At 40.0% G+C, this 22,343-nt stretch carries 18 protein-coding genes; 2 read left to right on the top strand and 16 right to left on the bottom strand.

What is annotated here, in order from left to right; all coding sequences use genetic code 11:
• Positions 1–371 precede the first annotated feature (371 nt).
• Positions 372–1,085, bottom strand: a complete 714-nt coding sequence (gene treR, locus IGJ41_RS12830; RefSeq protein WP_002367455.1) for a trehalose operon repressor — start codon at positions 1,083–1,085, stop codon at positions 372–374.
• 260 nt (positions 1,086–1,345) lie between these two features.
• Between treR and IGJ41_RS12835 the strand changes: the two genes are divergently transcribed.
• Both IGJ41_RS12835 and pgmB read left to right on the top strand, forming a co-directional pair.
• Positions 1,346–4,090, top strand: a complete 2,745-nt coding sequence (locus IGJ41_RS12835; RefSeq protein ID WP_438714548.1) for a glycoside hydrolase family 65 protein — start codon at positions 1,346–1,348, stop codon at positions 4,088–4,090.
• A gap of 14 nt (positions 4,091–4,104) precedes the next feature.
• Complete coding sequence (pgmB, locus tag IGJ41_RS12840) at positions 4,105–4,755, top strand: beta-phosphoglucomutase (RefSeq protein WP_104855649.1); 651 nt, start codon at positions 4,105–4,107, stop codon at positions 4,753–4,755.
• 367 nt (positions 4,756–5,122) lie between these two features.
• Here pgmB and pepG1 read toward each other — a convergent pair whose 3' ends face one another.
• The 15 genes from pepG1 to recA all read right to left on the bottom strand — a co-directional run bounded on the left by pepG1 (position 5,123) and on the right by recA (position 22,248).
• Positions 5,123–5,266 carry a type I toxin-antitoxin system toxin PepG1 gene (pepG1, locus tag IGJ41_RS12845; protein WP_002392696.1) on the bottom strand — a complete coding sequence of 48 codons (144 nt, stop codon included), beginning with the start codon at positions 5,264–5,266 and terminating at the stop codon, positions 5,123–5,125.
• 231 nt (positions 5,267–5,497) lie between these two features.
• A complete protein-coding gene (locus IGJ41_RS12850; protein ID WP_002381060.1) occupies positions 5,498–6,469 on the bottom strand; it encodes a ribose-phosphate diphosphokinase in 972 nt (323 codons plus the stop codon).
• Positions 6,470–6,643: 174 nt separating this feature from the next.
• Positions 6,644–7,081, bottom strand: coding sequence for a peptide-methionine (R)-S-oxide reductase MsrB (gene msrB, locus IGJ41_RS12855; RefSeq protein WP_002354871.1), 438 nt, complete (start codon positions 7,079–7,081; stop codon positions 6,644–6,646).
• Positions 7,082–7,213: 132 nt separating this feature from the next.
• A complete protein-coding gene (locus tag IGJ41_RS12860; RefSeq protein WP_002354869.1) occupies positions 7,214–7,768 on the bottom strand; it encodes a Maf family protein in 555 nt (184 codons plus the stop codon).
• Between the two features lie 24 nt (positions 7,769–7,792).
• Positions 7,793–9,925 (bottom strand): DNA mismatch repair endonuclease MutL, encoded by a 2,133-nt coding sequence (gene mutL, locus IGJ41_RS12865; protein WP_033625549.1) that lies wholly within the window; start codon positions 9,923–9,925, stop codon positions 7,793–7,795.
• A 31-nt stretch (positions 9,926–9,956) separates the two neighbouring features.
• Positions 9,957–12,533, bottom strand: a complete 2,577-nt coding sequence (gene mutS, locus IGJ41_RS12870) for a DNA mismatch repair protein MutS (RefSeq protein ID WP_438714552.1) — start codon at positions 12,531–12,533, stop codon at positions 9,957–9,959.
• Positions 12,534–12,920: a RicAFT regulatory complex protein RicA family protein gene (locus IGJ41_RS12875; protein WP_002359008.1), complete on the bottom strand. Its 387-nt coding sequence runs from the start codon at positions 12,918–12,920 to the stop codon at positions 12,534–12,536.
• 73 nt (positions 12,921–12,993) lie between these two features.
• Positions 12,994–13,791 carry a TIGR00282 family metallophosphoesterase gene (locus IGJ41_RS12880; protein WP_002354864.1) on the bottom strand — a complete coding sequence of 266 codons (798 nt, stop codon included), beginning with the start codon at positions 13,789–13,791 and terminating at the stop codon, positions 12,994–12,996.
• 159 nt (positions 13,792–13,950) lie between these two features.
• A complete protein-coding gene (gene rny / locus IGJ41_RS12885; protein WP_002354863.1) occupies positions 13,951–15,507 on the bottom strand; it encodes a ribonuclease Y in 1,557 nt (518 codons plus the stop codon).
• Between the two features lie 195 nt (positions 15,508–15,702).
• The gene (locus tag IGJ41_RS12890) at positions 15,703–17,607 is read right to left on the bottom strand and encodes a BglG family transcription antiterminator (RefSeq protein ID WP_002383208.1); all 1,905 of its coding nucleotides are present in this window, start codon (positions 17,605–17,607) and stop codon (positions 15,703–15,705) included.
• Positions 17,608–17,675: 68 nt separating this feature from the next.
• Positions 17,676–19,139, bottom strand: a complete 1,464-nt coding sequence (locus tag IGJ41_RS12895) for a glycoside hydrolase family 1 protein (RefSeq protein ID WP_219259713.1) — start codon at positions 19,137–19,139, stop codon at positions 17,676–17,678.
• Positions 19,121–19,462, bottom strand: a complete 342-nt coding sequence (locus tag IGJ41_RS12900) for a PTS lactose/cellobiose transporter subunit IIA (protein ID WP_002359005.1) — start codon at positions 19,460–19,462, stop codon at positions 19,121–19,123. The genes IGJ41_RS12895 and IGJ41_RS12900 overlap by 19 nt, the downstream gene beginning before the upstream one ends.
• Before the next feature lie 19 nt (positions 19,463–19,481).
• Complete coding sequence (locus IGJ41_RS12905) at positions 19,482–20,732, bottom strand: PTS sugar transporter subunit IIC (RefSeq protein ID WP_002383206.1); 1,251 nt, start codon at positions 20,730–20,732, stop codon at positions 19,482–19,484.
• A 4-nt stretch (positions 20,733–20,736) separates the two neighbouring features.
• Complete coding sequence (locus IGJ41_RS12910) at positions 20,737–21,042, bottom strand: hypothetical protein (RefSeq protein ID WP_010715477.1); 306 nt, start codon at positions 21,040–21,042, stop codon at positions 20,737–20,739.
• A gap of 159 nt (positions 21,043–21,201) precedes the next feature.
• Positions 21,202–22,248: a recombinase RecA gene (gene recA, locus IGJ41_RS12915; RefSeq protein WP_002354860.1), complete on the bottom strand. Its 1,047-nt coding sequence runs from the start codon at positions 22,246–22,248 to the stop codon at positions 21,202–21,204.
• Positions 22,249–22,343: the final 95 nt, after the last annotated feature.

The following is a 22,343-nucleotide window of genomic DNA, read 5'->3' on the forward strand; positions in this document are numbered from 1 at the left end:
ATTGCCAGAAACCGCTAGTTGTTTCTTCGGCGCTTCTGAAGCTATAGCCTTATTATACAAGAATTTCATTTCTCTGTGATTTTAAATATTTAACCACTCTGTTCAAAAACCGAAATCCCTCTTAAAATCAACGCTTCAGCCGAATTTTAAGCCATTTTTACAATATTTTTTTGGCATCCATGTCTGTTATTTAATTCATTTCTTGGGGAAATTCTTTAATAAATAAGGAGAAAACGGCAAAATTTTAGAAGCGAACCTCTACTTTGTGACGTTTTCTCCTAAAATCTTATACATTTATCAGCAGTTGCGGCGAAAAAAACGGCAAAATTCATTTAATGACAGCCATTTTGGTGTTTGCTAATCGCCAAAACTTACAACTTACGACGACGCGCAAATTCTACAAACTTAAATTTGTTTAAGCGGTGACGGGATTCCGTATAACCAAAACAGCGGGTATCTTCCAAGTTCATGATACTGCGGACCACGACGACATGATTGCCTTCCACTTCACCAATCAGCTGCTTGTCCATCTCTGTGAGCGGTTCCACGGTAATCTCTTTCTGGGCGTAACTAATCGCCAAGCCAAGGTCGTTTTCCAGATAATCGAAAATCGAATCTTCGGCACGGTGCTTCGGCAGTTCCGGGACAATTTCTTTAATCAAGTAATCAATATCTAAAATATCGACTTCCCCTTCAATCTCCCGTTGCCGAACTAAGCGCCACACAGGGGCCCCTTCCCTCCAACCAGTCAACTGAGCCAAGTTACGCTCCACAGGAATTTCTTCTAAGGAAACCACATGAGTATGACTTTCAATATGTTGCGTTTGTTGTAATTCCTTGTAACTGGTCACCCCTGAAATAGGAAAATTAAACTTTTTAAAGTTGAGCACAATCGAGCCTTTGCCTTGTTTTTTCTGAATGTAGCCAGCGTTAATCAGTAAATTCAAGGCTTTCCGAATTGTTTCACGGGAAACATTGTAAGTTTCCACTAATTGATTTTCACTAGGTAATAAATCGCCTGGCTGATAGTCGCCTTGGACAATTTGTTGTTCTAATTCTAAAAATATGTCATGAAACTTGTTCATGCCGATCCTCCTCTACCAACAATTTCTTTTCTAAAAGCATAGCATATTCCCACCGAAAAACCTAGAGCTGGTCAGAAAAATCCCCTGCACTTTCTGCCTTGCTTACGCCACAAACTCCCCCAGCCAAACCACTGCTTGACCGCCTTTTTTCGGACCCAGCGCAGTCTGTTACAGCCCCCTTCTGGAAAAGTTTTCCCAAGAATCTAGGGAAAATCCTTGTAATTCTGATTCGTTCATACTATACTGTAGTCAAACACAACATGTCTATACAAGTTTGTAAGGAGGCGCCAAACATGACCATTTTAGAATTAACATTCGCAACGAACCAACTAACGACGACTTTTTTTAACCATAAATTGGAACCGCTTCACCAAAAAACGTTCCCTTTTGAAGCTTTGACTGTCGAAGAAACGGTTCCTGAACTGTGCCAATTGATTTTGGCAGAGGCTGCGCCGATTCTGGGAGGGATTGTGGCTGAGTTCCCAGCGGACTTCTTTTCGCCAGAGGAAACGTTGGCGCTAGTTCCGCAAGCGGTGATTCAAGCGTTCGCGGAACAGTTGAACACGCCACTTTTAACAGCAGCTGAACAAGCGGCGGCACCGAATCTGCTGGAAGCATTTGAAGAAAAACGGCAGTATTTGGCTTGGCATTTGGACTATTATGGCTACGTGCCTGGGAAAAATGAATATGGGGTGGAGTCCCTATTAACTGTCGGCAATGGCTTTTTAGGCTTGCGCGGCACAACACCTGAGATGACGATTTCTGATGACCATTATCCAGCGACCTACATTGCGGGGCTTTATAATACAGCGGCTTCGGAAGTGGCGGGTCAAGTAGTGGAAAATGAAGATTTCGTCAATGCTCCTGACAACCAACACATCGCTTTAAAAATTGGCGATGCCACTGACTGGTTAACGATTTCTCCAGACACGCTACAACAATTACACCGTCAATTGAACTTGAAAACGGGATTGTTTGTCGCAGAAATGATTTTGAAAGATGCCCACAATCAGCAAATTAAATTAACGACGAAAAAAATCGCCAATATGGCACAGCCGAATGACTATCATCTGCAATATACGTTTGAGCCGTTAAACTTTTCGGCCCCGATTACTTTGAAAACCGTCACGGATGGCAGTGTCTACAACTATAACGTGGCGCGGTATCGCAACTTAACAGCGAAACATTTTCAGGTGACAGCATTAAGCGCGCAGGAAAACAAAACCGTGATTGAGGTTTGTACCAATCAATCCAACTTAAGCGTCCGAGAAACGGCCTTGATAACCGGCGATTTTTTTGAAAAAGAAGCCATTATGATTCAAGAAGAAGCGGAAAAAATCGCCCAAGTGGTGACCGTGATGGCGCACCAAGGCACGCGCTATACGCTAGAAAAACAAGTCTTTGTGCAAGCCAGCCACGCCGAACAAAGTTGGCAGGTACCGTTTACGCCGAAGGACTCTTTTGCGGCCGCCGCTCAGGAAAGCGCTCGCGCTTGGCAAACCCTTTGGCAACAAGCCAACATTACCGTGACAGGCGATTTGATGTCTCAAAAACTTTTACGGATTCACAGTTATCACTTGCTGGCTTCGGCTTCGCCTTTTAGTAACCAAGCCCAAGCATTGGACGTCTCGATTACCGCCCGAGGCTTGCATGGTGAAGCGTATCGTGGACATATTTTCTGGGATGAAATTTTTATTTTACCTTTTTATATTCAACATTATCCTGACACAGCGAAACAATTGTTGCTGTACCGCTACCATCGATTAGAGAAGGCGAAGGAGAATGCGGCGGCCAGCCAGTATCGTGGCGCAATGTATCCGTGGCAATCAGGGCGTGATGGGCGTGAAACCACGCAAAAACTTCACTTAAATCCGTTGAATGGACATTGGGGCGAGGATCATAGTATTTTGCAACGGCATGTGTCCTTAGCGATTGCTTACAATACTTGGTTGTATTGGCATAGTACACAGGATCATGAATTTATGAAACAATATGGCGGCGAAATGTTGTTAGAAATCGCTCAATTTTGGAACAGCGCTGCGACGTTAGATGACGCAACAGGACGGTTCTTTATTGATAAAGTGATGGGACCTGATGAGTTTCACGAGGGCTATCCAGACCAAGCGGAAAGCGGCTTGAAAAACAACGCCTATACGAATTTGATGGTGGTTTGGCTATTCGAAGAATTAACCAACATTTTGGCACTTTTCTCTGAGGAAGAACAGGCACAACTTTTTGCCAAAATGCAGACTACTTCTGCTGATCTAGCCCGCATGCAACAAATTCAAAATTCACTGGAAATTGAAGTTAATTCTGACGGTATTATTGCGCAATATGAAGGGTATTTCGGCTTAAAAGAAATTGACTGGGCGGCGATGAAAGAGAAATACGGCAATATTTACCGCATGGATCGAATTTTAAAAGCCGAAGGAGAATCTCCCGATGATTACAAAGTGGCGAAACAAGCCGACACATTAATGTTGTTCTACAACTTAGACAAAACTCGGGTGGATCAAATTTTAGAAGATTTAGGGTATCAATTGCCTGCGGATTATTTGGAAAAAAATCTTTTATATTATCTAAAACGGACGTCTCATGGTTCGACTTTGTCACGAATTGTTCATGCCCAATTGGCAGAAATGGCGCAATTCCATGAGCTATCTTGGCAACTTTATCAAGAAGCGTTGTATTCCGATTATCGTGACATTCAAGGTGGCACGACCGCTGAAGGGATTCATACAGGGGTCATGGCTGCGACGATCCACGTTACTTTAGCGACGTATGCAGGCGTTGACACGCGCCAGAACGAGTTATCAATTTGTCCAAACTTACCTGAACATTGGCAAGCGCTGGCCTTCCAGTTTATTCATCAAGGCGTGACATATCAATTTTCATTAACACAAACCAGTGTCACGATTACAGCAGATAAAGACACACAATTATTGGTTCAGGGCGCGTTGATTCCGTTAACCGCCGAACGACCAAAAGAAGTACATTATCAATAAAGGAGCGAACCACAATGACGATTGGATTTATTTTTGATTTGGATGGTGTCATTACAGACACCGCCAAATTTCATTATCAAGCTTGGAAAGCGTTGGCCGATTCGCTAGGTATCCCCATTGACGAAACCTTCAACGAAACATTAAAAGGCATTAGTCGGATGGATTCCTTGGACCGCATTTTAGCCCACGGCCACCGTGAAAATGCGTTTACTCCAGCAGAAAAAGAAGCCTTAGCTCAGCAAAAAAATGACCACTACGTTCAATTATTAGAACATTTAACAACAGAAGATGTTTTACCTGGTGTCGTGCCATTGCTACAACAAGCCCAAGCACGTCACATTCCCTGTGCCGTGGCTTCGGCATCAAAAAACGCGCCCCTGATTTTGGAAAAATTAGGCGTGCGCGCGTACTTCGCCACAATTGTCGATCCCGACTCGTTAAGTAAAGGCAAACCTGATCCTGAAATCTTTTTAGCCGCCGCTGACAGTATTGGCGTGCTACCGCAAAAAGCCATTGGCTTTGAAGATGCACAATCAGGCATTGACGGCTTGAAAGCCGCGGGCATCTATGCCGTCGGCTTGTCGGCCAACCAACCCTTAATCGGAGCCGACATGCAAGTTTCTGAAATGACTGAACTAAGCGTTGATACACTGCTCAATCGCTAAAGAATGACAAGAACCTTTAGCAGCAGGCACCTCTTTTCATCTACATTGTATCTATGCTAGAATGTAGATGAAAAGAGAGATACTTCAACATACCTCTCTATTGTAGAGCCGTTTGAGACGGTGACCGATTTTGTTACAAAAAATAACCGTACTCGATCAAAGTTGACGGTTATTTTTTATTGTCATTTTTAACAGCTTTTAGGATTTCACGGATTAACGCTAAATTTATTCGTACTTTTCGGGAAAATGTGCTATAATGAAAACGAAAAGAGAGATATGCGTCAACATACCTCTCTGATGCAGAGCCGTTTAAGACGGTGACTTTTTGAATTATTTAAAAATAACCGTACTCGGTCAAAGTTGACGGTTATTTTTTATTGTCATTTTTAAGCAATTTAACAATCAGTGCAATCAAAGCAATGGTAAACATACCAAAACCTAGGATCGTCTGAATTGTTTCATATGCTGACAAAAGGCCTCTCCTTTCTGTAAATTTTGGAAGTACGCTCATACGCATCACCTCACCGAAAGAGGAAAGTCTCTGCTCCTACGCTTCTCACTTTGTTGCGATGCTCGTCGCAAAGCGCATGTTCCTTTGCGCTTGCCTCCGCCTTAACTACTCTACACTTATCGTATATCATGAATGCCTAATAAATATTCAGGTTACAATATATTTTTAGATAAAATGATTTAGAGAAAAACCCGCCCACATCAGAAAAATGATGTGGGCGGGTTTTTGTAATTATTTATTTTTTGTTTCAAATAACGGACTAACTGGTTTGTTTTCGTGGATACGTTTAATCGCATCTCCGATTAATTCACCAACGCTGACTTCGTCAATTTTTGCAATTTTACGATCATCAGATAGGTAAATAGAGTCTGTTACAACTAAGCGTTCAATTGCTGAATCTTCAATACGTTGTAAGGCTGGTCCTGATAAAACGGGATGTGTACAAGAAGCGTAAACGTCTTTTGCTCCGGCTTCTTTCAATGCGTTTGCAGCAAGAGAAATTGTCCCCGCTGTGTCAATCATGTCATCAATTAAGACACATGTTTTGCCTTCCACATGACCAATGATATTCATTACTTCTGCTACGTTCGCTTTTGGACGACGTTTGTCAATGATCGCAATTGGTGCTTTTAAGAATTCTGCCAATTTACGCGCACGCGTTACACCACCATGGTCAGGGGAAACGACAACGACGTCATCGCCTTGAATGCCGTGTTCGATGAAGTAATCGGCAATTAATGGTGCACCCATCAAATGATCCACTGGAATATCAAAGAATCCTTGAATTTGGACCGCATGTAAGTCCAATGTCAACATTCTTGTTGCACCAGCTTTTTCAATCATGTTTGCAACAAGTTTAGCAGTGATTGGTTCCCGGGCACGTGCTTTACGGTCTTGACGTGCATACCCATAATAAGGCATAACCACGTTAATTGTTTTAGCACTTGCACGTTTTAACGCATCAATCATGATTAATAGTTCCATTAAGTTATCGTTAACAGGGCTACTTGTTGATTGAATGACGTAAACATGTGCACCACGAATACTTTCTTCAATATTCACTTGAATTTCGCCATCACTAAATTGTGTTACAGAGCACTTTCCTAGCTCCACACCCACAGCATCCGCAATTTTTTCTGCTAAGGGACGATTAGAGTTCAAAGAAAAGATTTTCAATCTTGGATCAAAATAATGTTTCGACATTAGAACCTCCACTTTCTATTTCAGCCAATTCGTTAAAACTGAACAATACTTTCCTTCTAAAATAATAGTAGTCCTAGCCAAATAAATCAAGAGATTTTCTGTATTTCATACAAGATATTCATCAAAAGTCGCTTTCTTCTAACTATTTTATCGTATTTGTCTAAAAAATGAGGATTATTTGAATAAAGAAAGGTACTCGCCATAGCCTTCTTTTTCTAAATCTGCCACTGGCACAAATCTCAAAGCTGCCGCATTAATGCAATAACGCAAGCCGCCTTCTTGGAGTGGGCCATCAGTGAAAACATGCCCTAAATGTGAATCCGCTTCTTGACTGCGAACTTCTACTCGGTGCATGCCGTGACTAAAATCAGCTTTTTCTTTGACGCCACGTTTTTCAATTGGTTTGGTAAAGGATGGCCAGCCGCAACCAGCATCGTATTTGTCCAGGGAGCTAAACAACGGTTCGCCACTAACAATGTCTACATAGATTCCGTCTTGGTAAAAGTCATCATATTCTCCTGAAAAAGGGCGTTCTGTTGCGTTTTCTTGTGTGACGGCATATTGAAGATCCGTCAAGGTTTGTTTTAATTCTTCTTCTGTTGGTTTTGTCATTCTGTCCACTCCTTTTCTTCTGTTCAATTTATTGGGTTCAATGATACCACGTTTGCCAAACAGGCACCTAATAGTTTGCATAGTAAAAGACAGTCCTTTCTCTTTTTGACGAATGAAAAGGACTATCTTTTATTAGTTGAATTCTTTTAGCAGTCGGGCTACTTTGGCAATTGGTAAGCCCATAATGGCGTAATAATCGCCGGCGATTGCTTCAATTAGTAATGCTCCTTGTCCTTGGATACCATAAGCGCCTGCTTTGTCGGCATATTCTGCGGTATCTAAGTACGCATGGATTTCCGTGTCTGTCAGTGGATAAAACGTCACGGTTGAATGAACTGTCGCGGAACGCTCTTTTTCCCCTTGTTTCAACGTCACACTTGTATACACGTCATGTGTTTTGCCACTTAGGAGGCGCAACATGCGATAGCCGTCTTCCCGAGAAGTCGGTTTGCCGAGGATTTCTCCCGCCAATGCCACAATTGTATCGCAGCCAATGACTAGTGCTTCGGGGGATTGCTCTGCTATAGCCGCTGCTTTTTGGGCAGCCATTTGCGCCACATATTCTGCTGGTAAGCCGTCTTTGCCAACAGTTTCATCGATATCGGCTGGTGCAATCGTAAAAGTTGGAACCACACGCTTTAATAACTCCTGACGGCGAGGAGATTGGGATGCTAAAATAATTTGCATAAATTGATGACGCCTCGTTTCTTTTTAATGGGGGTCTTGAATGCGTTTAAACATTCGTTCCATATCTGAATTCGTAAAATGAATCAGCACCGGACGTCCATGCGGACAATTAAACGGATTTTCGCACAAGGCTAAATCTTTTAATAGCACGCGTGCTTGTTGCTCATTGAGGTAATGATTGGCTTTGATGGATCGCTTACAGCTCATCATAATGGCAGTTGCTTCACGGAATTTTTTCACGCTGACCGAGCCAGTTGTTAGCAACATGTCAATCATCTCGCGAACAATGCTTTCCTCTTCGCCTGCAGGATACCAAGTTGGGTGCTCCCGCACAATGAAACTATTTTGTCCAAAGTCTTCCAAATGGATGCCGACTTCCGCAAGGGTTTCTTTCTGCTCTTTAATTTTCAAGGCATCGCTATTTGGATAATCAATAACGATTGGTACCAATAGTTCTTGTAAATCATCACTGACTTCGCCAATTTTTTCACGGAAGTACTCGTATTTAATTCGTTCTTGGGCAGCGTGTTGGTCGATAATAAACAGACCATCTTTGCTTTGTGCGAATAAATAAGTTCCGTGCATTTGACCGAAGTATTCTAGCTCAGGAAAACGTTCTGTCGGTCGTTCTTCTTCCAACTTGTTCAGGGCTTGTTTCAGTTCTCTTTGGCTCGCAGCGCTATTGGCATCGAATTCCGGGTGAAGTTTCATTTCTTCTTGGAAAACCTCGTCAGCAGCCTCTGATGAACGCAGAGAAGGTTCTGAATCAGGCACTTCAGTTATTTTCGTTTCTTCGGCTATTACCTGTTGCTCATTACTAGCTGTTTCCCAATGATTTGCGGAATCAGCAGCTGCCGAAGAGGTTTCGTAAGCTGACGTTTCTTCCGCTACACTCGTTGATTCTGGCACTGGCGGCGCAAATGGGTCGTCCATTGGATCCACTGCTCTTTCTGTCTGGTTGACAGTTTCAGGGGCGCTTGAGACTGGTGTTTCGTCTGTCGCATGTTCCGCATAGAAGCGACCCGTTGCAGGATTATAGCTTAAGCTGCCCGGTCGTTGTTTTACCGCAGGTTGTTCAGTCGATAGAGGAATTTCCATTTGTTCGGCTTTAGGTTCTGGCGGTAGTTTCTTTTTAAAACGCAAATTGTCTGCCGCATTGGGAATCAACTGTTCTTGGCTCAACACTTCTTGAATCGCCTGTTCAATTAATGCCATTAAATCTTTTTCTTTACTTAAACGAACTTCTTGCTTAGTAGGATGGACATTGACATCGACTAACAGCGGATCCATTTCAATTTCTAACACAGCAATTGGAAAACGCCCCACCATTAGTTTCGAACCATAGCCGGCTACAATTGCTTTATTTAACGCGAAATTTTTAATATAACGACCATTGATAATCGTTGATAAATAGTTGCGACTGGCCCGTGTGACTTCTGGCAATGAGACATACCCTGTCAAAGTAAAATCAAGGTCTTTTCCTTCAATTTTCAACATTTTCTTTGCGGTGCTAATGCCATAAATCCCCGCAATCGTTTGTTTTAAATCACCATTGCCTGTTGTACTCATCATTTTGTGGCCGTCATGAACTAAGCGAAAAGCGACTTTAGGGTGACTTAACGCCAGACGATTGACAATGTCACCGATATTGGCCAATTCCGTTTGGATCGTTTTGACGTATTTCAAACGAGCAGGCGTATTATAAAATAAATTAGAAACGGTCATTTTTGTGCCTTTACGGAGGGCTGCTGGTCGGTTTTCTTCGACCTTGCCCCCTTTTAGAATCACATAGCTGCCTTCTTCTTCCTCAGCTGTGGCAGTTTCGACAATCATTTCAGAAACTGAGGCAATACTTGGTAAGGCTTCGCCTCGGAACCCCAAGCTGCGAATTCGGAACAAATCATCTCTCGTATGAATTTTGCTTGTGGCATGGCGTTTGAAGGCATTCAGTACATCTTCTTTGGCAATTCCTTCACCATTATCAATAATTTGAATGGTTTTCAAGCCAGCTTCTTCAATAAAAATATCAATTTGGGTGCTTCCTGCATCCAGTGCATTTTCCACCAATTCTTTGACGACAGAAGCGGGACGTTCAACAACTTCACCAGCAGCAATCTGGTTGGCTAGTTGTTCGGATAGTTCTTGAATTTTCCCCATTTCACGACCTCCTAACCGGTTCGGTTCCTAATTAGATACGTTTTTGCAATTGATGAAGCATGTTTAACGCATCTAGTGGTGTCATTTCTAATAGATTCATTTTCTTCAATGTGTCAATGACACTTAATTCTTCTGTTGAAACTTCTTTAAATAATGAAAGTTGCTCGGTTTCTTCATGGACTTCTGAAACTTCTTCATGATGAACTGAACTTGGAATCGTTGTTTCTTCCGCTTCTAAAGCGGATAAAATGGTGGCTGCTCGTTCTAAAAGCGAGCTTGGTAAACCAGCGATTTTAGCAACATGTATCCCATAGCTCTTATCAGCAGGTCCTTCCATCATTTTATGAAGAAAGACCACTTCGCCATCTTTTTCGACAGCGCCCACGTGAATATTCTTCAAGCCTTTTAAGGTTTCATCTAGAACAGTTAGTTCATGATAATGTGTAGAGAATAGCGTTTTGGCTTGTACTTCACGATGGATATATTCAATGATGGCTTGCGCTAGCGCCATTCCATCATAGGTTGCCGTGCCGCGTCCTAATTCATCAAATAAAATTAGGCTGTTAGGCGTGGCATGCCGCAGTGCTTGGTTGGCTTCCATCATTTCTACCATAAAGGTACTTTGCCCTGCAATTAGGTCATCAGAGGCCCCAATCCGTGTAAAAATTTGATCGAAAATCGGCATTTCAGCACTTTCCGCTGGTACAAAACAGCCAATTTGCGCCATGACCACCGTCAAAGCCAATTGACGCATGTAGGTACTTTTCCCTGACATGTTTGGTCCAGTAATCAAGAGAATATCTGTTTCTGGGTTCATGCGGATACTGTTTGGAATGTATTCTTGATGCCCTAAAACTTTTTCCACGACTGGGTGTCGTCCTTCGACAATCGCCAAATTTTTCGTGTTACTTCTTAACGTTGGTCGAACGTATTGATACCGTTCACTAATTGTTGCAAAAGATTGTAAAACATCAACCGCACTAATGGTTTTAGCCAGTGTTTGCAATCGATCAATATTCGTTTTCACTTGTTCTCTCACGGCCAAGAACAATTGATATTCTAGTTCAACTGATTTTTCTTCGGCTTCTAAGATTAAACGCTCTAGTTCTTTTAGTTTGGGCGTAATAAAGCGCTCCGCATTAGCTAATGTTTGCTTCCGCTCGTATTTTCCTTCTTCTAAATTCGCTAAATTTGACTTAGTGATTTCAATGAAATAACCAAAGACACGATTGTAGCCAATCTTCAAGTTTTTAATCCCTGTTTCTTGGCGTTCTTTCGCTTCTAACTCCGCTAACCATTGCTTACCATTGCGCATGGCATCACGGTATTCATCTAATTGGTCGTTATAGCCGTCTTTAATAACATTTCCTTCAGTAATTTGTAAAGGGGCTTCTTCATTAATCGCCGTCGCAATCAATGCCACTAAATCTTCAACGGGGTTTAAGTCGACTAACAAATCATCCCATTCCCCTTGATTGATCCCGACAATTAACTGTCGAATCGTTGGTACTTGTTCTAAAGAGGTCCGTAATTGAATTAAATCACGCCCATTCACACTGCCGAATGCCACGCGTCCTGCCAACCGCTCTAAATCATAAACGTTCGTCAATGCTGCTTGCAAATCTAAGCGTTCAAAATAGGCATTTAATAAGGATTGCACCATTTCTTGACGCGCCTTAATTTGACGTTCCTGAATTAGCGGACGATCCAACCATTGTTTCAACAAACGGCCGCCCATAGCTGTTTTCGTTTCATCTAATAGCCACAAAAGAGTCCCTTTTTTCTGTCCTGTTCGAATCGACTGACTCAATTCTAAATTGAATTTAGAATAATGATCCATTTTCAAGAAATGATCTGGCTGATATTCCACAGCTTTCTGAATATGGGACAAGCTCCGCTTTTGGGTAACAGATAAATAAGATAATAACTTGCCTGTAATTTCAATTTCTAATGGATTAATCAGTTCATTGGTTAAAAAACTAAACTCGGCATTTTCTTCCACCGTTTCTTGTGTCGAAAAGATGATGTTTAAACGTAAACTTAAGTTCTCTTTTAACGATTCAGGAATCCCTGAACCTAGGACCATTTCTTTTGTTTGCAACGCAGAAGCTTCGTTTAAAACGCCCTCTTCATCAGCCAAGACTGCTGTTTTTAATTCGCCTGTACTCAAATCTACATAGGCAAAACCGAAATGATTACCATCTGTTAGCACAGCGGTTAAGTAATTATTGTCTTTGGCTTCCAAGCCTTTACTATTCATCACCGTTCCTGGCGTTACCAACTGGACCACTTCTCGTTTGACCATGCCCTTGGTAGTCTTTGGATCTTCCACTTGCTCACAAATCGCTACTTTATAGCCTTGCTCAATCAACGTATCAATGTAGCCTTGCGCGGCATGATAAGGAACTCCACACATAGGAATCGGATCATCCGCATTGCGGTTACGACTGGTTAACGTCAATTCTAAGATTTGCGCTGCATTGATAGCATCTTCATAAAATAATTCATAAAAATCACCTAAGCGATAAAATAAAAACGCATCCTTGTATTGGGCCTTAATGGACAAATATTGTTCCATCATGGGTGTATTTTTTGTCTTTTGTGGCATTTAATTCCCTTCCTTCTCTAGCTCTTCGTTCACGCGGTATTGAATGAGCGCCGTGACATGTTGGACTAAGTCATTGGCTTCGATCAGTTGTTCGCGGTAGGCTACAACGAGTGGGTGCTCATCAAATTCTTTTGTTTTCGCATCAGCTCGTTGAATGGCTTCTTTTTCAGCAGTTGGTTTGCCATAGTGAGCAAATTGAACCGCATCTTTTTGCGCAGCTTTAATTTCTTCCACTAATTCTGTCAGCTTTTTGTTTTTCTTTACCTTTTCTTCAATCGCTTGGTAGCGCTGAATGACTTCATCTTGTCCAATTAAATGTAACAATTTTTCTAATTCTTTATTACTTTGTGCATCTAAATTCAACGGCTCCATTTTTTTCACCTTCATCTTTCACCGGCACTTTTTCTATAAGAGCAGAAAAAGTTAACCTCTTAATGATCCGAGATTAACTTTTCTTCTATTATTCTTGAAACGGGCGATCTTCGCTAATCTGAATCGGCTCAATCATCTTCGCTTGGCCCGTTTGGTCATCAATCTCTAAAATACAGGCAGATAAAATTGTCCGCCCTGTTTCGACTACCTCAAAGCGCTTCGGCAATGCTGTCATAAACTTCTCAATAATCGGTTCACGCTTCATTCCTAGAATCCCATCATAAGGTCCGGTCATACCGACATCACTTAAGAAGGCTGTCCCTTTCGGTAAAATCCGAGCATCATTTGTTTGAACATGCGTATGTGTTCCAACAACGGCTGAAACTTGGCCATCTAAAAACCAGCTCATGGCTTGTTTTTCACTCGTCGTTTCGCCATGAAAATCCACAAAAATGAGCGGTGTTCGTTTGCGAGCGATAGCCACTAGCTCGGCGGCTTTCTTGAAAGGATCTTCCAATGGCACCATAAATGTGCGGGCCTGTAAATTAATCACCGCTAGTTCCAATTGATTGACTTTCACAAAAACCATTCCTTGACCAGGCACATCTTCTGGAAAGTTCGCTGGACGAACCATTTTCTTCGCATCATCAATGAATTCAAAGATATCCTTGTTGTCCCACGTATGGTTACCCATCGTAACAACATCGACACCATCTTGCAAAAATTTCTTATAAATCTTGCCAGTAATTCCCCGACCAGATGCCGCATTTTCACCATTGGCAATGGTCACTTGTGGACGATATTTCTTCTTTAATTTAGGGACATACGTTGCTAAGGCTTCTCTTCCTAAAGAACCGACAACATCTCCTATAAATAATATACGCAAAAAGGTTCCTCTTCTCTTTTTAACATCTCTTGTTTATTATAGTTGTTTTCGCTTTGAAAAGAAAGTTTTGGTTTTAAAAGATTAAAAAAAGTGTCTCAACGAACAATCCTTGCAATTGTTCGTTGAGACACTACACGCGATACTTATTCGCTTTTTATTTTATTTCGCATAGTCAACGGCACGTGTTTCACGGATAACCGTTACTTTGATATGTCCTGGATAATCCAAGTCATCTTCAATTTTCTTCCGAATGTCTCGAACTAAACGAACAGATTCTAAATCAGAAATTTCTTCTGGTTTCACCATGACACGAACTTCACGTCCTGCTTGAACAGCAAAACTTGAATCAACGCCTTCAAAACTATTAGAAATATTTTCTAAGTTTTCTAAGCGGCGAATGTAGTTTTCTAACGATTCACTACGTGCACCTGGACGGGCTGCAGATAACGCATCTGCGGCTGCCACTAAAACAGAAATAACTGAGGTTGCTTCCACATCACCATGATGCGAGGCAATGGCATTAATAACTACTGAATTTTCTTTATATTTCGCAGCTAATTCTGCGCCAATCTCAACGTGAGAGCCTTCAATTTCATGATCTAATGCTTTCCCAATATCATGTAGTAACCCTGCACGTTTGGCTAATTGAACATCTTCGCCTAATTCGGCGGCTAAAACGCCAGCCAGTTTTGCTACTTCGATTGAGTGGTTCAAGACATTTTGACCATAACTTGTTCTGAAACGTAAACGGCCTAAAATTTTAATTAAATCAGGATGTAACGTATGAGCACCTACTTCAAAGGCTGCTTGTTCTCCGTATTCACGAATCCGTTCATCCATTTCTTTACGTGATTTTTCTACCATTTCTTCGATACGAGCGGGATGAATCCGACCATCTTGGATTAATTTTTCCAAGGTCATTCGAGCGATTTCTCGTCTGATTGGATCAAATCCGGATAACACAACCGCTTCTGGCGTATCATCAATGATTAAGTCAATCCCTGTTAATGTTTCCAATGTACGAATATTACGTCCTTCACGACCAATAATGCGACCTTTCATCTCATCATTTGGTAAAGTGACCACGGAAACAGTTGTTTCAGAAACAGAATCGGCGGCGCAACGTTGAATTGCTAGGGAAAGCAAGTTCTTCGCTTTGCGATCAGATTCTTCTTTGGCACGTTGTTCTGACTCCTTGACCATCAAGGTTAGTTCATGATTCAACTCTTCTTCTGTTGACTTCATAATAATCGATTTTGCTTCTTCTTTTGAAAGGGAAGCAATTCGTTCTAATTCTTGATGTTGCTGATTAATTAAGTTTTCTACTTCTTTTTCTCGCTCATCAATTAATTGCTGTCTAGCACCAAGTTTCTCTTCTTTTTCTTCCAGTGAGCCTTCACGTTTTTCAAGAGAGTCATCTTTACGATCCAACGTTTGTTCCCGTTGGATTAAACGATTTTCTTGAGATTTAAGTTCTAATCTGCTTTCTTTCAACTCACTTTCAATTTCTGAACGATACTTCTGGTTCTCTTCCTTAGCTTCTAGCAATGCTTCTTTTTTCAGTGTTTCTGATTCTTTCCGAGCGTTCTCGAGAATACTCGACGCTGAAATTTTTGCACCATTTATTGCTTTATCATGACGTGACTTTGCAATAACAAATCCTAAACCAAGACCGACAATCAAACCGACGATAGCGAGGAGAATATTTAAAACCATATTTCCACCTCCATACTATCTTTTTGTTAATTCATATCTTGTAGTTTTTTGATAAACTAAAATCAATTATCAATATGCCTACTTGCATATTTGTGCATACACACAATTTTATTCTAATGTTTGTCGCGAAAGGTGTCAACTTAAAAAAGCCCTTTCTTTTGGAAAGGGCAGCAAATATTAGACAACGTCACATTTTTAGGTTTCCGCCGTCACGAATTGTTTAAATTTTAGAACAAACGCCGCATAGTCTGCCGTTTGACTAAGCTGCTTGATGTGGATGGGTTCGGACATGATTTCAATAAATTTTTCAAAAAAGTCATCAAAGATTGGTGCGTCTTCTTGACGAATTGCTACTAAAGCCACCAACTTCACCTCATAATTGGCCCACCGAATCGGCTCTTGTAAGGTCATGATTGAAATACCACTTTTCTCTGCTGTCCGATCAATAGCATGGGGGACAGCGATACCTGATGGAAAACTTGTTGGAGAAAGCTGTTCTCGTTTTTTCACACTTTTTTTAAAATCACTCGAACAATATTTTTGTATTCTCATTCGTTGAATCATTTGATCAAGTAACATTTCAGGGGTTAAATCTGCTGGATCAATCTGGCTAAAATATAACTCCTTAGCAATGAACTGATCTGTTCTTATCTCCATCTGCCGCTTTCGCTTTTGTCCTTTTAAAAGATACATTCGATTTTCAATTTTCCGCAGTTCTTTTGTTGTAATAAAGGGATGAATAAAGATTGCTCCTTCATATTTTGTGGCTAACCTACGATTAGTAGTGACTAGCAAATCAAATTTTTTCTGATCAATATTGGTCTGACGAACGACTTTTATATTTATTTGGTTCCCAAAATGTTCTTGAAGTTTTTTCTGAAGCACTTCACGCATATTATGATAATCTTCCACCACTAGTAAAAGGAGAAATGGTTGCTGTTCTGTTCGCTGACTTTCCAAAAATGAGCCAAGATGTAAAGCGATAAAAGAAATCTCATCTTCTGTAAACCAAATATTTAAACGTTCTTGAATAAAGGAGGAAATGTAAACAGAAATGTCATAAATCAAAGGATAGCCTGTCTTTAAGTCCCATAAACGACTATTCCTTGTAAAAGCTTCAACATTTGAACGATCATATAGTCCCTGTAAATGAATTGCTAATTTATTGAAAAACTCTTTGTTTTTCAATTGAATAAAATAGATTTGCTCAACCTTTTGTAAAACTTCTTCTAACACTTCAATAATTTTCGGATTCACAATCTGTTGTAATTGTGTTTTTTCACTATTCACTGTGTGTTCTTTTTGAATTCCTACAAATAATAACGAAAGTTGCGCTAACTCTTCTTTCGAGAATAGAATGTCGTAAGTTTCTTCTAAACGTAGGGCAATTTCTTTGGCCATTTGATATTCTTCTGAGTGATTTTCTGCTAATTTTGGTTTCGTTAACAAGGTGTGGCCTTGTCGGATACGCTCAATGCTAATCGCATAATGTAAAACAATATTGTTCAAGACATACTGGTTTAACCTTCTTTCATAATTAAAAAAAGTTTGTTGAATCATTTCCTCTAACTCTTCTAACGAAATATAGCCAATCATTTCCCGTACACTACGGGTCAATTTTTCTTGAAAATCACTTTCTGCATATAATAATGAAACCATGTATTGCCGTTTAGCGCGTTCTGTTCCTGTTAACCAAATATTCGCTCCTTTAAAACAAATCGTTGTTTGTTGATTTGCTAACTCTTCTTTTAATTGTTGAAGGTCATTTTTGGCGGTTGATTCAGAAATGTATAAACAATCAGCTAAATCGTACAGGTTCACTCCTTCAGAGGAATGTTTTAATAGTTCAAGAAAAATTCTAGCTTTTCGTTCCTTACTGGGCGTTTCCTGTAAAATCGAAATTTGATCATTTCTACGATAGCCCCGTTGACTAGACAAAATAGCTTCTGGGTAGGCTTCATTGATTTTTGCGACACGGTTGCGAATCGTTCTTGTTGTACAACCACAAAATTCTGCTAACTCTTTGGCTGTCACCCAATGATGTTGCTGACTTTCTAAAAAAAGTATTATCTCTCTTTGCTTACTTTCCAACCTTCCCACATCCCTTTAAAAGAAAAGAAGAAGACGATTGCTTTTTATTAAAACAATAATCAACTTCTTCAATTAATCTAGATTTCTTCACCATTGGTTGCAATCACTTTTTGATACCAAGTAAAGCTATCTTTTTTCATACGTTTTCCTGTTCCCTTCCCTTCATTATCTAAATCAACATAAACAAACCCATATCGTTTTTCCATTTGCGCTGAAGAACAACTAATGATATCAATCGGTCCCCAAGCACAATAAGCAATCACATCTACGCCATCATACATGGCTTTTTTCATTTGTTGGATGTGTTCAGATAAATAAGAAATTCGATAATCATCATGGATTTGACCATCTGTCACTTTATCATACATACCAAACCCATTTTCCGCTATAATTATCGGTTTCCCATAACGATCCCAATATTGAGAAAGTGAGTTGTATAATCCCTGAGGGTCTACTGCCCAGCCCCAAGGATTGACTTTCAGTGTTGGATTTGGCGTGACAGATGCTGGATTCATTGAATTTTTTTCTGAATCAACCATCTGTGAATAATAATAAGAAATTGCTAAATAATCCATTGTATTTTCTTTTAGCATTTGTTGATCTTCAAGTGTAATATCTATCTCAATTCCGTGTTCTTCAAAATAGTTCAACGCATATTGCGGGTACTCACCACGAAATTGAACATCTGTATAAAAGTATTCCATTCGATTTCGCTTCATGGCTAAAATGACGTCATCTGGCTTACACGAAAAAGGGTAGGCAGTACAGTCGGCAACCATTGTTCCCATTTGCATTTGAGGATTAATTTTTTTAGCGTACGCAACTAATTGTGCACTTGCGATAAACTGATGGTGAATCGCTTGAAAACTTGCTTCTTCATAATTATCCACTGTATCATAAGGAATTGCTGTTGAGTTAAACGGTTCAAATTGAATCAGATTAATTTGATTAATGACAATCCAATATTTTACTTTTTCTTTGTAACGTTCCAAAAGGACTTTGCCATATTTTACAAATAAATCAATAACTTTTCGATTGTTCCAACCACCATATTTCAATGAAATTTCAATCGGAGTTTCATAATGTAGAATAGTGATGATTGGTTCCATCCCTAATTCAATGATTTTGTCGATTAATCGATCATAATAAGCCAAGCCCGCTTCGTTTGGTGTTTCTTCTTCCCCTGTTGGAAAAATCCGCGTCCAATCAATAGAAGTTCGGAATGTTTTGAAACCTAATTCTTTAAGCAATGCTAAATCTTCTGGATAAGTATGATAAAAATCAATCCCATGACGTTTAGGATAGTAGCCATCAGTATCTGCTAGATTCGCTTGAATGTCTGCTACAGACATGCCTTTTATTTGTTCTTGGCTGATTTCTGCATTTGTTTTATCTGGATAGTATTTGTGTACATCCGCTAAACTGATGCCTTTACCATCTACTTGAAACGCTCCTTCTGCTTGATTTGCGGCAATTGCGCCACCCCATAAAAAATCCTTTGGCATCTGATAATCTTTAAACATTATTTTTCCTCCTGACATAATTGTTGACTAAACTTTTTAAAAAGCTTCACTAAATGCTCACCAATTAAAATTTCACTTTGAGCCGTCATTAAGGTATCTTGTGCATGACAAAACAGCGTCGAGTAACGAATTTGTTCTCCTGAAGCTTCTAATTGTAACGTATCTGTCTGTATGCCATGTGCTAAAACGACTTCTTTCCGTGCCTCTATTAACTCCTTTTGTGCCTGCTCATACGAAGTCTCTTCTAATTTTTCTAACGCTTGAACTAGATGGTCTCTCGCATTTCCTGCATGAATTAAAATATTCATTGATAACTGATTTAACTGCTCATTTTCTTCCATAATAACCTCTCCTTTAACCTTAAATAATTACTTCTTTTTGCACTTCTTTTTCTTGCTTAAGCAGTGATTGATCATATGCTTTGAAAAATGGCAAGAATACCAGCCATGTAATGACAAAAATAAGCACGCAAACAACAACCGCTCGAATATCTTGTGTCGCTAAATAAGAGGTAAATGGATATGGCATATACCATAATAAAAAGCTTTGCGTAGGAATATTGACGAATCCCCAATACATCGTAGCGTAGGCAATTGATGGAACAACGAGTGCATTAATCCACATAGGAATCATCAAGTATGGATTAAAGGCAATTGGCGCACCGAAAACTAGTGGCTCGTTGATATTAAAAATTGAAGGAATCAACACGGCTTTGCCAATTGCTTTTAGTTGTGCAGATTTGCTAAGTAAAACCATCATGACAGACAAGGACAATGTTGCACCAATCCCGCCCATCGATGAAAAAGCGTAACACGTTTCTTGTGTCGCAATATTCACTGCATGACCACCATTCGCTACAGCTTCTGCATTTGCAGCTAAACCAGCCATATAAACAGGATAGATTACAGGCATCATCACCCAACCAGAGATTCCAAATGTATAAAGAAAGACTGGAATAAACACAGATAAAACAAACCCCGGATATGATTGCACAATATTTGCTAATGGACTGAAAATTAGAATAACGATATCAAAAAAATCAATCCTAAATTGAATAGTGATCAACCAACCGACAAACAAGATAAAGGTAATTGGCAGCAGACTATTAAACCAACCAACCACAAAATCGGGAATTGGTGTATCTTCATCAAAAAAAGATTTTTTGGCAGCCAAATGCATCACAAGACTAACAAAAAGGCCTGTAATCATCGCTAAAAACATCCCTGTTGCACCAAACCTTGAAAGAATAAAGGTAATTTCACCTTTCTCAGATAACGTTGGAAAGAGCAACATCATAAACAAAACAATGCTAGTAGCACCTGCTATTAATTTTTGTCCGCTATGACCTTTCTTCTCCATCAAATAATAAGGAATCATAAACGAAACGATTAACCCAAACATTCCAAAAGAAAAATTACTAATCATTGAAAAATCTGGCATGCTTGGAAAGAGATTTTTTAACAAAGAGACCACTGTAACTAACGAACCTACAAAAACCAATGGAAGAGCCGCCATAATTGCATCCTGTATAGCAGAAATCCAAGGATTTTTAACTACTTTATTCACTTTCGGCGCGAAAGAGTTCGTCATAAAATCCATAATTTTTTTCATTCACTCATTCCTCCATTGTCATTATTAGGTCTAAGGCTTTTTCTCCATCTAAGGTTCCATAAATAGCTTGTGGAATAATCATAGCCTTCACTTTTTTCTCAGCCATTTGCTCTTGAATATCATTTAACATATAAGCTAAATGTGGTCCAATTAACAAACAATCAATTTCATTTATACGTTCATCCAGTTGAGATTCACTTGTCGCTTTAACTGTCACTTCAATCTGTCTTTTTTTAGCAGCTTTTCTAATCGCTGCAGCCATGAATCCACTTGATGCACCCGAACCACAAATTAGTAAAATATTTTTCATTTTCTCCACCACTTTCTTTTTTGTGTCTTAATTATAGAAAAAACTTGTATTCGCTTACAAATAAATATTTTTCCTATCCTTAGGAAACAAAAAAAGACAACACCTGTCCTGTTCAGTAAGTGTTGTCTTTCTTCTTAACGAGTCGTATTCACTCGTTATTTATTCATCTAAGGGTAATTCTTCTTGACCTTCTGCTTCTTCTGTAATGGTTGAACCGTCACCGATGCCATATGCATCACGGACCAATTTAGACACTTCTGCCATCATTTCAGGATGATCCGCCATGTATTGTTTGGCATTTTCACGGCCTTGGCCAATTCGTTCTTCTTTGTAGCCATACCAAGCACCACTTTTACTGATAAGGTCTTTTTCCACAGCCATATCTAGTAATTCGCCTTCTTGGGAAATCCCTTGACCATACATGATATCAACTTCTGCCACTTTAAATGGTGGCGCCACTTTGTTTTTAACGACTTTAATTTTTGTGCGGTTACCGACGATGTCTGTTCCTTGTTTTAACTGCTCTGCACGACGGACTTCTAGACGAACCGTTGCGTAGAATTTCAATGCACGTCCACCAGGAGTTGTTTCAGGATTTCCGAACATCACGCCAACTTTTTCACGAATTTGGTTAATGAAAATAGCAATTGTTTTTGTCTTATTAATTGAGCCTGATAATTTACGTAGTGCTTGAGACATTAGTCGAGCTTGTAAGCCGACATGGCTCGCTCCCATCTCACCATCAATCTCTGCACGAGGAACTAACGCAGCAACCGAGTCGATGACAACGATGTCAATCGCACCACTTGAAACTAAGGCATCGGCAATCTCTAAGCCTTGCTCACCCGTATCTGGTTGAGATAAAAGTAATTCATCAATGTTAACGCCTAGTTTCTCCGCATATTGAGGATCCAATGCATGCTCAGCATCGATAAAAGCGGCTGTTCCACCATTTCGTTGCACTTCTGCAATTGCGTGTAAAGAAACAGTTGTTTTACCTGAACTCTCAGGACCATATACTTCAATAATTCGGCCACGTGGATACCCACCTACGCCCAATGCAACATCTAACGCTAAAGAACCACTAGGGATAGTTGAAATTTTTTGATCAGCTTTTTCGCCTAATTTCATAATAGAGCCTTTCCCAAAGTTCTTTTCAATTTTTTTCAGTGCGGCATCTAAAGCCACTTTACGATCATCTGCCAATGGATAATCCTCCTTTAATTTATATAAACTTATTTTTCATTTCCTGTTAGTAGGTCTATCATATCTCTTTTGTACCAAAAAAGCAAGAAAAAACC

It is taken from the genome of Enterococcus sp. DIV1537a, from assembly GCF_051712085.1.
GTDB classification, from domain to species: Bacteria; Bacillota; Bacilli; order Lactobacillales; family Enterococcaceae; genus Enterococcus; species Enterococcus faecalis.

What these genes read in the sequence shown, in the direction of transcription:
- treR (WP_002367455.1), bottom strand. Translation starts at nt 1,085, where the DNA reads ATGAACAAGTTTCATGACATATTTTTAGAATTAGAACAACAAATTGTC.
- IGJ41_RS12835 (WP_438714548.1), top strand. Translation starts at nt 1,346, where the DNA reads ATGTCTATACAAGTTTGTAAGGAGGCGCCAAACATGACCATTTTAGAA.
- pgmB (WP_104855649.1), top strand. Translation starts at nt 4,105, where the DNA reads ATGACGATTGGATTTATTTTTGATTTGGATGGTGTCATTACAGACACC.
- pepG1 (WP_002392696.1), bottom strand. Translation starts at nt 5,266, where the DNA reads ATGAGCGTACTTCCAAAATTTACAGAAAGGAGAGGCCTTTTGTCAGCA.
- IGJ41_RS12850 (WP_002381060.1), bottom strand. Translation starts at nt 6,469, where the DNA reads ATGTCGAAACATTATTTTGATCCAAGATTGAAAATCTTTTCTTTGAAC.
- msrB (WP_002354871.1), bottom strand. Translation starts at nt 7,081, where the DNA reads ATGACAAAACCAACAGAAGAAGAATTAAAACAAACCTTGACGGATCTT.
- IGJ41_RS12860 (WP_002354869.1), bottom strand. Translation starts at nt 7,768, where the DNA reads ATGCAAATTATTTTAGCATCCCAATCTCCTCGCCGTCAGGAGTTATTA.
- mutL (WP_033625549.1), bottom strand. Translation starts at nt 9,925, where the DNA reads ATGGGGAAAATTCAAGAACTATCCGAACAACTAGCCAACCAGATTGCT.
- mutS (WP_438714552.1), bottom strand. Translation starts at nt 12,533, where the DNA reads ATGCCACAAAAGACAAAAAATACACCCATGATGGAACAATATTTGTCC.
- IGJ41_RS12875 (WP_002359008.1), bottom strand. Translation starts at nt 12,920, where the DNA reads ATGAAGGTGAAAAAAATGGAGCCGTTGAATTTAGATGCACAAAGTAAT.
- rny (WP_002354863.1), bottom strand. Translation starts at nt 15,507, where the DNA reads ATGGTTTTAAATATTCTCCTCGCTATCGTCGGTTTGATTGTCGGTCTT.
- IGJ41_RS12895 (WP_219259713.1), bottom strand. Translation starts at nt 19,139, where the DNA reads ATGTCAGGAGGAAAAATAATGTTTAAAGATTATCAGATGCCAAAGGAT.
- IGJ41_RS12900 (WP_002359005.1), bottom strand. Translation starts at nt 19,462, where the DNA reads ATGGAAGAAAATGAGCAGTTAAATCAGTTATCAATGAATATTTTAATT.
- IGJ41_RS12905 (WP_002383206.1), bottom strand. Translation starts at nt 20,732, where the DNA reads ATGAAAAAAATTATGGATTTTATGACGAACTCTTTCGCGCCGAAAGTG.
- IGJ41_RS12910 (WP_010715477.1), bottom strand. Translation starts at nt 21,042, where the DNA reads ATGAAAAATATTTTACTAATTTGTGGTTCGGGTGCATCAAGTGGATTC.